Origin of the sequence: Paenibacillus sp. FSL k6-2145 (genome assembly GCF_037976585.1) — a bacterium.
Taxonomy (GTDB): domain Bacteria; phylum Bacillota; class Bacilli; order Paenibacillales; family Paenibacillaceae; genus Paenibacillus.
This window is the reverse complement of record NZ_CP150267.1, coordinates 1,836,815-1,849,227: the sequence shown is the minus strand read 5'-3', so window position 1 is coordinate 1,849,227 and position 12,413 is coordinate 1,836,815. Positions and strand designations below refer to the sequence as shown.

Genomic DNA, 12,413 nt, shown 5'->3' with positions numbered 1-12,413 from the left:
GTGTATTGCTTCCATGTCTGTATCTTAGAGCCCCAACCTTGAATGAATCTTAAATGGTTTTACATTGCGTTAACATTTTTTTACCTTCCTATAATAGTGCGCATACACAAAATGAATTAAGATTGATTCAAGGTTTGATTGATAGAATAGGTGATATCATAAAGAGTTAATTGAAGACGAATAATTCAAGCAGAGGAATGAATAGAGCATGAGAATATTAATTGCGGAAGATGAGGTTCATTTGGCAGAGGCTGTATCGCAGATTTTGAAAAAAAACAACTACTCCGTGGACATGGTCCACGACGGCAGATCAGGACTCGATTATGCGCAGAGCGGCATCTACGACCTGTTACTACTCGACATCATGATGCCGGAGATGGATGGGATCACCGTCCTGAAGAAACTCCGCAGTGAAGGGAATCATACGCCTGTCATTCTGCTCACGGCCAAAGGTGAACTGTCAGACAAAGTCACAGGCCTCGATTATGGTGCCGATGATTATATCGCCAAGCCCTTTGCCACAGAGGAATTACTGGCAAGGATTCGTGCAGCCTTACGACGGAAGGGCGAAGTGGTCCCGGAGGATGGGTTGAAGTTTGGCGACATTGAGCTGAACACAACTCAGTTAAAGCTGAGTGTTCAGGGTAAGGAGATCAAGCTGAATCTGAAGGAGAATGAACTGCTGGAGCTGTTGATTGCCCGCAAACAGGCGATTACCTCCAAAGAGCAGATTATTGAGAAGTTATGGGGATTTGATTCGGAAGTGGAGTATAACAATGTGGAGGTGTACATCTCGTTTTTGCGCAAAAAATTAACCTTCCTGAACTCTGCTGTCCGCATTAACACGATTCGGGGTGTCGGGTATGTACTTGAGGTGACGTCCTGATGTTCAAGAAACTCCGAAATCGATTCCTGATCGTGAATCTGGTGTCCATATCTATTATGATGCTGGTGGCATTTGCGACGATCTATACAATTACTTATCAGAATGTGCAGCGTGAGACAAATATGGAGCTCTACAAGGTGTCTGATTTCTATCACAGTCCTTATAATTCATCCAAGATGCCGCGTGGGGAAGATGGCGGAATGGGGACAGGCTCTGGTACAGGTTCAACTACAGGTTCAGGCTCAGGTTCAATACCTTCCAATGGCATGGGTGGTGATAATGGAGGACCGGGAGGGGATCCCAACTCACCACCGGCACGTTCCGTTTCGTTCATGATTAAGACGGATGATCAGTGGAAGATTACGGATACACATTCCCGATTTGATATGGAAGATACGTTCTACACCGAGGCGTTGCAAAAGGTTGACCAGAATAAAGTTGGTGATTCGGAACGGCAGACAGGACAATTTGCGCTGGATGGAACGGATTGGGCCTATGTGGTTGATCCGAGCGGTGACGGGCATATGATCGTATTTATTGATGTGACGGCACAACAGGGCATTCTGACGAACCTGATCTATACATTTGCTGTTGTTGGATTAATTATGTTGATTGTGATCTACTTCCTGAGCCGTTATTTTGCCAATCGTTCCATTGCACCAGTCAGAGAAGCGTTTGAGAAGCAAAAACAATTCATCGGTGATGCTTCACATGAGCTGAAGACACCTCTGGCGATCATCAATACCAATGCTGACGTACTGCTTGCGAATCAGGAGGATACTATAGCAAACCAGGCGAAGTGGCTGCACTATATCAAGTCAGAAACTGAGCGCATGACCGGACTTACGAATGATCTGCTCTATCTGACTCAGATGGATGACTCGCGCTCCACGATGATTCATGCGAAGTTTAATATGAGTGATGCGGTAGAAAGTATTATTTTGCCAATGGAGGCCGTTATTTTTGAGAAAAACATCTCCCTCGATTACAACATTGAGCCGAATCTTACGGTCCATGGGAATAGTGAGCAGATCAAACAGGTCATTCTGATCCTGCTTGATAATGCTGTGAAATATTCCGGTCCAAAAGGCGCCGTAAACGTCACCCTCCAGAAACAGAATAATGATGTCATGCTGGCCGTATCCAACACAGGTGAAGGCATTGCACCGGAACATCTGGATCGGATCTTCGATCGATTCTATCGTACGGATTCGTCAAGAGCACGCAAACATGGTGGGCATGGTCTGGGGCTGGCGATTGCTCGTTCCATTGTGGATCAGCACAAAGGAGAGTTGTACGCCCGAAGCGTGGTCGGAGAGGGGGCTACATTTTACGTGCGGTTGTCGTAGGGGCAGAGTGATGAGCGGGCTCTACACTAATCCTTCGCTCCCGCTCTATAATTGTTCTTCAGGCATAAGTTCTGCCTGTAATGGGTTAACCTATGCTACAATGGCAACAGTATGTATGAATCAAGGAGATGAACTGAACGTGGCAGAAGCAAACGCAATTAATGAACAAGAAATGATGCAATACATTGCAGATAAAACAAAGGCAAGCCAGGCGAACATTGCTCTTGTGCTAAAGCATGAGCAAGCGTACATCAACAAGGCGCACGAAAATGCCAAAGGTAACGATGTGGATATTGACGGCGATGATCTGGCTGACTACATCCTTAGTCGCAAAGATGTGAAGCTGGATGAGTTGACTGTGGAAAGCATTTTGGATGCTGAGATGGACTACTTGATGGACAAGGGCCACGCGGGATACATCGATTAAATGTGTTTATCAATGACATAGTTTATTATAAATCGACCTTCAGTTTATGAGGTCGATTTATTTGTTGAGGGTAGATAAATGATATCAAAAAGAAAAATTTAATTTTTGGGAACAGAGATATGAATGTGCAATATTTATTACAAAAAAATAAAAATGTATATATTTGTAGTTAAATGTATATATACCAGTTAATTATTGGGAGTACAAACAGAAAGGGGGGATTAATATGTTGAACATTCTGAACCTGCAAAAAATGGCTAAAGAAACAAAGGGTAAAACGTTGATTGCTCAAGCCTATCCAGGTACTAGCTGGCTGTTGAGCACTTAATAATTTTCTCAATCACATGAGAAAAGACTTTCCTATTAGAGGAATCTCTAAGGAAAGTCTTTTTTTATATTAAATAGTTAATTTTTACGGAGGGATTTAAAGTTGCTAAGTGATAAGAAAATCAATGTCTTGAACATGTATTATGATATTTACAGATATAAAGAAGATCAGAGTTATAAAGATATTATTCAAAGATCCCAAAAGTGTGAAGTGAAGAAGGGGTCCTATTACTTACAAGTTTACTTTTCTGACGTTTATTTGCCGGAATTTGGATGGAAAATTCACATATCAGCAACACCATTAAATGCAGAGGATATATTGACGATTGTAAATGAATACTGCGGCAAAAATAAGGTGCCATTTAAGTTCATGAAAGATGCAGAAATATTAAAGCGAAGCCTTTCTAAAGTTTGGAGTAGAAGCTCTTCCGGTAAGTTTATTACTATTTATCCAAAAGACACAAAACAGTTTTTGTTAATAATTGATGATTTATATCAGTTGCTTAAACAATATACTGGGCCTTTTGTATTATCGGATAAAAGATATAAAGATTGTAAGGTACTATACTATCGTTATGGTAGCATGGCGGCTACAGACCAAACTTTAAAAAATCAAAACGGTGATTATATTATAGTAGGTCCCAACAAAGAGCAATTTATAGATGAACCCCAACCTTATTACCAGCAACCAGAATGGATAGAAAATCCAGTAACTCAAAAAGATGATTTCTTAGAAGAGAATCAAGGACTTAAGAATGGAAGATACAGTGTATTAGATATTATTTCAATCTCTAACAGCGGTGGTGTATATAGAGCGTTTGATAAGTACTTAAATAAAAATGTAATCTTAAAGGAGGCTAGGCCGGGTACAGTTGTCTTAGATAATGGGATGGATGCTATTTCTTTGAGGCATCAAGAAAAAGAAATTTTGCAAGAATTGTTGCAATCGGGTGTGACGAGTGCTCCTTCAATATATGATGATTTTTTTGAATGGGAACATTACTTTATTAGTGTTGAAGAAATAAAAGGTGAAAACTTACAAGAGAAACTAAGTTCACCATGGGAATATGAACATAAAACTAGCAGAACCAATGATTATATTGAAAAAGGAATTAAATTATTTAAGCGTATCCTATCTGCACTGAGTGATTTACATCGTATAGGTGTGTCAATTGGTGATATTTCACTAAGGAATATTATGATTGATCACCGGGATCAAATACGTTTTATTGATTTTGAGCTTGGTTGCAGTGATAAACATAGAAACGATGCTACTCTACTAATGGGTACGTCCGGTTTTCGTTACCGGAAGTACAGCGATTTAAATCACAGATATCAGATTGATTTTGAAGCAATCGGGCTTATAATAATCAGTTACTTTTTTCCAACAGGTGCGCTATTTGATATTGATAAGAAAAAAATAAAAAAATTCCTTCGTTTGTTGAATTCACAATCTTTAATGCCTGAGGAGTTAGTGGGTATAGTTCAAGAGCTTATTTTTCGATCAAAGGAAGTCGATCTAGCAAAAATCATAAGCAGATTGGACAATATGAATTCACGACATTCTTTTATAGATTTCAAAAAAATAGTACCTTTTGAAAATCGGTTAAAGAAACATTTGAGGATACTTCATCAGACATTAATTAATGAATTTATATCTTCCTCAGATAAACAGCCATTCTTAATGAGTGATAAGCTTAATGGGCTAATGGATGGAAAGCTTGGCTTGTTACTTAGTATAAGAGAGATTGAAAATGTAATTCAAGTTGATACTTTTTTACCTGAAGAGGTTATTAGCAAGTTTATAAGAACTATAAATTACAAAGAACCAGATTTTTTTAATGGGTATTTAGGATATGTTTATTTATTAAATCAATTGGAATTAGATGGGGAAGAGCTCACAGAAGATAAAATACAGAATTTGCTCCAATCGCTCGAGACTTATACTCTACATCGAGGTATTGCTGGATTGGGACTTATTCTTCTCTCTTTAGAAAAAGAAGAGTCTGATAATTTTAGAAAGTATTCTGTATTTATAGGAGACAGTATTGTATCTGTAATCAACAATAACCAATGGGAAAAGTTGTGTGAGGGTCCATATACAGAATATGGATTTTTTAACGGGTTATCAGGGATAATTTACTATTTATGTGAATTAAGTAAACGAACTAGTAATGAAATTTTTGCAAGATGTGCAAAAAAAATGCTTGACTATATGATTGAGAATTCCTTAATTGGACCTAATAAAGAGTATGTACTTATGAGTGATGAGGATGGGAATGCCTTTAATGCTAGCTTTTTAGGGAATGCTGGACTTATATTAGCTATCTCGGTCTATTTGGAAATAGAGAGCAACTCATTATACGAAAAAAAATTATTAGACTTAGTGAACAGTACTGAAAAGTCTATATATGCTGATCCTTCCTTTGGGAGTGGTCTGGCTGGAGAGCTTTTGGTTCTTTTAAGGGTAGTCCAAGAAAAGCGAAAATACATTGACTTAGCTAGTTTTGAGCGAATTTTCAATGTTATGGAGTCGTTTGCCTTAAGTTACAATGGTTATGTTTATTATCCTAATAGCCTTCTTTTGAATGTTGATAGTTCATTTTATGGGGGAACAGCTGGAATTGCTTACGCTCTTGCAAAATTATTGAAGTATGTTAATGAGGTAGATTAAGTATGAGTTCATTTATGCAATTCCCATTAAATATCAAATTTCGTATACTTAGCTCTTTTTTCTCTAAAACTATCGGAGCGGCAACTTCTCCTTTTTTAATTTTATATTTAACTAATTATTTGAACGATGTTTTCTTAGGTCTTCTTCTTTTACTCAGTATTTCTTTAAATTTTATATCGAGTATTATCGGGGGTTACCTGTCAGATATTTTTAACAGGAAGCGGTTTATAACTACCTTCCAAACTGTTCAAATAGTACTACTTTCTATATTGACTTTTGAACTCTATTTTCTTGAAAAAAACCCTCAAGAAGGAGTTCTTCTCTATTGCATAGTTATTTCTTATGTACTACAAGGTGTGATAGGTGGGACTTATAAGCCTGCATACAATGCTTTAATTATGGACTCGACAAATAAAGATAATCGAAGAGACATCTATAGATTTAATTATTGGACTACTAACTTGTCGCTTGCTGTAGGTACAAGTCTAGGAGGATGGTTCTCGAGTAATCATTTAATATCTTTGTACGTAACTTCAATATTTATTTTAATTCTAGTAACAATTGGCTTTTTCATTATTATAGAAAATGATAACCAAATATTTCGAAAAGAAGTTAGACAAAATAACTTTTTCGTTAATCTTTTTCACAATTATAAGGAGGCGCTTAAAAATAAGGATTGGATAATTTTTTTATTGGGTAGCGCATTTATTTTTTCTGTTGAGTTCTCATTGATTTACTACTCTAATATAAGGCTTGCAAGAGATTTCTCTCAATTCAGTATATTAGGAATTGATATTTCAGGCATTAGGATGTTTTCTGTTTTACAATTGATTAACACTATTTTAGTTATTTTTTTCACGTTTCAAATTGGTAGAGTAGTTGAGAAATGGTCAACAAAAAATGCTCTTTTAATCGGTGTATTTCTATATATATGTGGTTACAGCCTAATTTCATATAACCTGAATTTTTTTATACTTATCCTCTGTGTAATCATTGCAACCATTGGAGAGCTTATTTTTTCTCCGAATTGGCAGGCAGCACAAATAGAGTTTATTCCAAGGGATAAAAGGGGATCTTTTTCCGCATTATCAGCATTATCAAATGTGTTGGCTCTATTAATGGCAAGTGGTTATCTATTATTATCAGGTCACTTAAATATATCAATTATAAGCATTCTAATATTTATAATAGGAGTTATTGGGTTAATACTAGTATCATTAACACTTGTGAGGAAAAATCGATTAGAGTAGAAAAGAATCGTCACCTTTTGGAGTTTGCATTACTGCAAAACTCCAAAAGGTGACGGTTCCACGAAAAATTTTCTGTGTTAGATTGTGGAATCTGCTTTAAGAGTTGAACAAATGATTCTTTTGTTCAATCTATAAGTACTTATGAGTATTAGCTTGTAGTATAAACCTATTGCTTAGATTGATTTAGCTTGGTTGCTGTATCTGAATAGAGTGTTAATTAGTTGAGCGCTATATCTGTTGTGCATTTCATCTTGTTTTAAAGCTTCAAATACCTTTAAGCTATCTCTGCAATGTTGTTCACCCTCAATGAAATTGTATGATGTAATCATTCTAATTCCTAAATAAAAGTTAATCATGGTTTGTTCAAAAAAATTAGTTCTATCATTGAATACATTCTTTGCTGTATCGAGTAAAGCATCGGTATGATTAAAGTCTTCAATATTAATACTTAACTGAATCAAGTTAAATAATAAAGAACTCAGGATTCTATTATCAGACTTTAAATCTTTGTACATTAAAGAACGTTTGATCAAGTTCTTAGATAAAAGCATAGCAGTGGATTCAGGAAAAACAAATAAAAAGTTATTGAAAAGTACTAATTCGTAATAACACCAATTTTCAATGTTAATTAAATAATCCGCAATTTCTTTACAATGATTGATTGGAATTTTTTCTTTGTTAAAGCTTAATTCGATACACTCACATAGAATGTATAGATGTTTATAAAAAATATCCTTACATTCTTCATAGGATTGATATATATGTGTTTTTAAGACAGCAAGTTCATTTTTATTATCCAATTGATATGTATCAAAAACATCTTTATATGCAGCCATTTTAGGACTTAACTTATAGTCATTAAGCATGAATAGAAATTCGTCATAATTGACATTGCAAAATTCAAGAATCATTGATAGTTTTTCAGAAGAAATTTGATGCCGGTCATTCTCAATTTTGGCCAAATATGGTCTTGATATCATGATACCCTCTGCTAACTCAGTTTGTGTAAGGTTTTTACTCTTACGAACATATTGGATAAGTTGGCCAATCTTCATGTGACTCTCCTTAGATGTATAATATTTATTACAAAAAAAATATTGTAATATTTCCCTAGTATACTCTTTTATAGGAGGCGATTCTAGTGAAGAAACTAAGTTATAAAGCATCCTACAGTGTAGGTATAATTATGCTATCATTTTTAAGTGACTATATATGGTGGATTACAAATCCATAGAAGACGCGGGAGGCATTCTAATGATATATCGTCCATCCAATAAGGGAGATATCCCAAAGTTGCTCGAGATTCAGAAGGAGGTTTTTGAAGAAGATTTACAGAAGTATCAAGATTATGATACCAATCCTGCATGTGAAACGTGGGAAAAAATGATAAAAAGCATAGAGGTTGCACACCATTTCACAATTTTCGATAGAAATGATAATATTCTTGGGGCCATTGACATTAGAGGGAATGATGAAAGGATGCATATAAATAAAATATTCATCAAAACAGAATGTCAAAATTCTGGTATGGGCACAAAAGCAATGGATTTTGTTCAAAAAAAATATACCGGTGCAAAATTATGGACTTTATATACTCCTCATTTAAGCTATAGAAATCATTATTTTTATGAAAAAATGGGATTTTCTAAAATTAAAGAGGTTAAGGTTTCAGATAGACTAACACTCTTTAAATATGAAAAATATGTTCTCCAGACCGAAGTATGATTTCCCTATGAATTATACGAAAAAAACACTCTTAGAAAAGAGGGTAACGCCCTCTTTAAGAGTGTTTTTTAGTTCTTACAGTATCTAAATGTTTAAACAAAGTAGGACTGATTGAAGTACAAAGTTTATAGTTATCGAGAATCACATATTATTCGATTTATCTTATTGACCCATCATACCGCCATCTACGGTGTAGAGGGAAGCTGTTACATAGGATGCTTCTTCAGACAACAGGAAGTTCATTACCGCAGCAACTTCTTCCGGTTCACCGTAACGGCCCATTGGAATGGCAGATACCGTAGCAGATTGGTAATCTTCCACGTTGCCGGAGTTAGCTTCAATCTGACGCATCATACGGGTATTGATTGTGCCTGGCAATACAGCGTTAACCCGGATATTATAAGGTGCCAGTTCATTGGCAGCGGTACGCGTGAGGCCAACTACTGCATGTTTGGACATAATATATGGAGATACGGCAGGTGCACCCATCAGACCCGCGAGGGAAGAGGTATTGAGAATCGCACCGGATTTTTGTTTTTTCATAACCGGAATGACATTTTGCAGACCCAGGAATACCCCGCGAATGTTGACGTTATATACCGTATCCAGTGCTTCAACACTCAGGTCTTCGATCAGCCCTGTTGGACCTTCAATTCCGGCGTTGTTAGCAAAATAATCGATTCGGCCAAACGCATCCAATGCTTTTTGCACATAGTTTTTCACGTCTGCTTCTTGAGATACGTTCGCTTTTACTGCGATGACGTGCTCTTTGTCGAGGTTCAGATCAGTAATCGTCTGCTGGATGGCTTCTTCATTCAGGTCGACCAGAACTAGATTGATTTTGCGCTCTGCAAGGCGGCGTGCCAATTCTTTACCAATGCCTCCGGCTGCTCCTGTAATTACGGCTGTATGTGTATACGTTGTACTCATGATATATTCGCTCCTTATTCATTATTGGCAGGTATTTCTCAAAAAAAAGTTTCAACCTGTCGTCTATCTTTCCTGTCTCAATGTTAAGATATACATAGCAATGTGACAATAATCATTGACAGCGCATATGTCAGCTATCGGACAGAGGTGTAAGCGGTGTTTATTTATATTACAATAATGAACAAAGGAGGCGAGAATGTTGATCATTGAACATCCTCAGGATCGGAGAGCACGAAGAACACAGGATGCGATCATCGCTGCGGCGGTTTCTTTGATATTGGAGAAGGGAGCAGACGCTTTAACCATTCGGGATATTACGGAGCGGGCGGATTACAACCGTGGAACCTTTTATTTACATTTTCCCGGCAAACCGGAGTTGTTGCAGTTCATTCTGGATGATTTCATGCAGGGAGTGGGGCGAGCTTATGCAGAACCATACGCACAGCTCAAAGAAGTGGACATGACTGTATTGCTGCCATCCACGATGCCTGTATTCGAATATATTGAAGCCCATCAGGATATCTTTCGTGCATTAATAACGATGCATTCGGATATGGGTTCCCGGCTGTGCAATATGTTTAGAATGTATCTAACCGAAGATTTTGTATTGGTGACCGAGGATAGTGAGTGGACGATTAATTACGACATTATGTTAAGTTATCTGGTATCTGCTACGGTAGGTGTAATCATGCATTGGGCGGAGATTGGATTCAAGTATTCTGCGCATTATATGGGAGAGCAGCTTACGGCGCTGATTAACATCAAACCGACCCGTCTGCTGATTGAACCAGGGCAGAAGGGCCGGACTATTCACGAGCGTATGCTATTGGATTAAGTCAGATTATCCGGTCATGGAGGCGTTCGCGGCCTGTTGCATCTGAAGCAGCTGTTCGCGAATCAGGACCGACTCTCCGATCATGATCAATGCCGGGTTATTCACTTGATGTGACAGGGCGAGGGAATGGAGTTCGGCAAGTGTGCCGGTAATAATCCGTTCCTCCGAAGTGGTTCCTCGTTCGATTAAAGCCGCAGGAGTGTGTCCGCTTTTGCCATTGTGAAGCAATTCATGTTGGATCTGGGGCAGTTGGCTAATACCCATGTAGATGACCAGTGTGTCCACACTATGAGCGAGTAGATCCCAGCGAACCGATGATACACTTCCGTCACTGCCGGTTCCCGTAACACATGCGAAGGATGAAGCAACCCCGCGATGCGTTAACGGAATAAGGGAGGAAGCGGATGTACCTACAGCTGAAGTGATGCCAGGAATGATCTCAAATGCAATCCCTGCTTCCGCCAGCACAAGGGCTTCTTCACCGCCACGGCCAAAGATAAACGGATCGCCACCCTTGAGTCGTACGACTTGTTTGCCTTCCGCTGCATGGGCAGCAAGCATCCTTCCAATCATCTCCTGACTCATGGAGTGAAGGCCTGGCGCCTTGCCGCAGTAGATGCGGAGTGCTCCTTCACGAGCCTCAGCGAGCAATTGATCATTCACAAGCCGATCATACATAATGACATCTGCGGACTGAATGCGTTTCAGGGCTTTTACCGTAATCAGATCCGGATCTCCAGGACCAGCGCCAACAATACTAACCAGGCCCCGACTCATGATCGTGTCCCCAATTTCGTTGCAACATCGGAACTTGCCAATCCTGAACGACCACCCTGAATGGTTGCCAGTTTCGTCGATAGCTTCACCGGATTTCCCCAGTGGTGTGCAGCATATAGACCGAGGCCTGTAAATACAGCTCCGCCAATGAGGTTACCCACCAACACCGGGATCTGATTCCACAGCCACCAGTCAGCGATACTAACCTGTGCGCCGAGCATCATGCCTGCCGGAATGACGAACATATTTACCACAGCATGCTCAAATCCCTGAGCGAAAAATATGGTAATGGGCAGCCACATCGCTACGATTTTACCCAGAGTAGAAGTGGATGTCATCGCCATCACTGCCCCGAGTGCGACCATCCAGTTACATAGAATGGCCTTGATGATCACCAGTACAATGCCAGCCCCGCCCAAGTGCTGATACCCCAATGTTTTGGCTTCACTGGTCTGGATCAGCGTTTGAATCAGAGGGTTGCTCATATCCGTACCCATCTTGGTAATGGTCATGCCGTATAACAGAGCATAGAATGCACATCCGAGCAGATGACCTGTGATCACCCAGAAATAATTTCGGAGCATATCCATCAGTGTGATTCTGCTTTTCATCATGGCGAGTGGAAGCATCGCAAAGTTTCCTGTCACCAATTCAAGGCCCAGCAGAATAATAATGACAAATCCCGCGGGGAATATCAGTGCACCTGCCAAACCAACGGAAGTTTGAGATACAGCGGTATATGCCAATGTGGTTGCAAAAGCAAGGATCGCTCCCGCCAGAAAACCGCGGATCAGCATCTGTACCCGATTCATTCTGGCTTTGCTCTCACCAGCTTCGACCATCGATTGCAGCACTTCTGCAGGTTTAACAAAATCCATAGCGCACGCCTCCTTGATGTCAGGGTATCTCTAGCCTTTAACCCGCAATTGTGATGTAGATTTCTCCGCTGTTGCCGTCCACTTCTGTTTTGTAGGTATTCAAGCAGCCTTCATCCGGCTCGTGTACCTTACCGTTACGCAGATCAATCTTCCAATCATGCAAAGGACAATGAACGGCTGTCCCGCATACCATACCCTCCGACAGTTTCCCGCCCTTGTGAGGGCAACGATTCTCGACGGCGTGCAGACTTCCGTCGCTCAGTTTGAAGACTGCAATTTCGGTATCCTGTATCAGGAAGGTCCGTGCTCCCTTTTCATCAATATCTGCAAGGTGTCCAATTCGGAATTTGTTCAT

At 39.3% G+C, this 12,413-nt stretch carries 13 protein-coding genes; 8 read left to right on the top strand and 5 right to left on the bottom strand.

Features of this window, described 5'->3' with window-relative positions; all coding sequences use genetic code 11:
- The first annotated feature begins 208 nt into the window (after nucleotides 1-208).
- From NZ043_RS08110 to NZ043_RS08085, 6 genes are all read left to right on the top strand, one after another.
- Nucleotides 209-886 carry a response regulator transcription factor gene (locus NZ043_RS08110; protein ID WP_036612327.1) on the top strand — a complete coding sequence of 226 codons (678 nt, stop codon included), beginning with the start codon at nucleotides 209-211 and terminating at the stop codon, nucleotides 884-886.
- Nucleotides 886-2,235, top strand: coding sequence for a HAMP domain-containing sensor histidine kinase (locus tag NZ043_RS08105; protein ID WP_339311374.1), 1,350 nt, complete (start codon nucleotides 886-888; stop codon nucleotides 2,233-2,235). The genes NZ043_RS08110 and NZ043_RS08105 overlap by 1 nt, the downstream gene beginning before the upstream one ends.
- A 172-nt stretch (nucleotides 2,236-2,407) precedes the next feature.
- The gene (locus NZ043_RS08100; protein ID WP_253442921.1) at nucleotides 2,408-2,662 is read left to right on the top strand and encodes a hypothetical protein; all 255 of its coding nucleotides are present in this window, start codon (nucleotides 2,408-2,410) and stop codon (nucleotides 2,660-2,662) included.
- 226 nt (nucleotides 2,663-2,888) lie between these two features.
- A complete protein-coding gene (locus tag NZ043_RS08095; protein ID WP_206105800.1) occupies nucleotides 2,889-2,990 on the top strand; it encodes a class III lanthipeptide in 102 nt (33 codons plus the stop codon).
- Nucleotides 2,991-3,092: 102 nt separating this feature from the next.
- Nucleotides 3,093-5,663 (top strand): lanthionine synthetase LanC family protein, encoded by a 2,571-nt coding sequence (locus NZ043_RS08090; protein ID WP_339311372.1) that lies wholly within the window; start codon nucleotides 3,093-3,095, stop codon nucleotides 5,661-5,663.
- A 2-nt stretch (nucleotides 5,664-5,665) separates the two neighbouring features.
- The gene (locus NZ043_RS08085) at nucleotides 5,666-6,913 is read left to right on the top strand and encodes an MFS transporter (protein ID WP_133386275.1); all 1,248 of its coding nucleotides are present in this window, start codon (nucleotides 5,666-5,668) and stop codon (nucleotides 6,911-6,913) included.
- A 173-nt stretch (nucleotides 6,914-7,086) separates the two neighbouring features.
- Here the strand turns inward: NZ043_RS08085 and NZ043_RS08080 are convergent, their stop codons facing one another.
- Complete coding sequence (locus NZ043_RS08080; RefSeq protein ID WP_165980317.1) at nucleotides 7,087-7,968, bottom strand: Rgg/GadR/MutR family transcriptional regulator; 882 nt, start codon at nucleotides 7,966-7,968, stop codon at nucleotides 7,087-7,089.
- A gap of 199 nt (nucleotides 7,969-8,167) precedes the next feature.
- Between NZ043_RS08080 and NZ043_RS08075 the strand changes: the two genes are divergently transcribed.
- Nucleotides 8,168-8,638, top strand: coding sequence for a GNAT family N-acetyltransferase (locus NZ043_RS08075; protein ID WP_165980316.1), 471 nt, complete (start codon nucleotides 8,168-8,170; stop codon nucleotides 8,636-8,638).
- Between the two features lie 162 nt (nucleotides 8,639-8,800).
- Here the strand turns inward: NZ043_RS08075 and NZ043_RS08070 are convergent, their stop codons facing one another.
- Nucleotides 8,801-9,568, bottom strand: a complete 768-nt coding sequence (locus tag NZ043_RS08070) for an SDR family oxidoreductase (protein ID WP_091012476.1) — start codon at nucleotides 9,566-9,568, stop codon at nucleotides 8,801-8,803.
- A gap of 196 nt (nucleotides 9,569-9,764) precedes the next feature.
- On the opposite strand from NZ043_RS08070, the gene NZ043_RS08065 reads away from it, so the two are divergent.
- Complete coding sequence (locus NZ043_RS08065) at nucleotides 9,765-10,403, top strand: TetR family transcriptional regulator (RefSeq protein ID WP_091035675.1); 639 nt, start codon at nucleotides 9,765-9,767, stop codon at nucleotides 10,401-10,403.
- Nucleotides 10,404-10,409: 6 nt separating this feature from the next.
- Here NZ043_RS08065 and cobA read toward each other — a convergent pair whose 3' ends face one another.
- Genes cobA through nirD form a run of 3 tightly spaced genes read right to left on the bottom strand, consistent with a single transcriptional unit; the run spans nucleotide 10,410 to nucleotide 12,413 of the window.
- The gene (gene cobA, locus NZ043_RS08060; protein WP_339311366.1) at nucleotides 10,410-11,180 is read right to left on the bottom strand and encodes a uroporphyrinogen-III C-methyltransferase; all 771 of its coding nucleotides are present in this window, start codon (nucleotides 11,178-11,180) and stop codon (nucleotides 10,410-10,412) included.
- Nucleotides 11,177-12,058: a formate/nitrite transporter family protein gene (locus NZ043_RS08055; RefSeq protein ID WP_339311364.1), complete on the bottom strand. Its 882-nt coding sequence runs from the start codon at nucleotides 12,056-12,058 to the stop codon at nucleotides 11,177-11,179. Before NZ043_RS08055 ends, cobA begins: the two co-directional genes overlap by 4 nt.
- 37 nt (nucleotides 12,059-12,095) lie before the next feature.
- Complete coding sequence (gene nirD, locus NZ043_RS08050) at nucleotides 12,096-12,413, bottom strand: nitrite reductase small subunit NirD (protein ID WP_074092734.1); 318 nt, start codon at nucleotides 12,411-12,413, stop codon at nucleotides 12,096-12,098.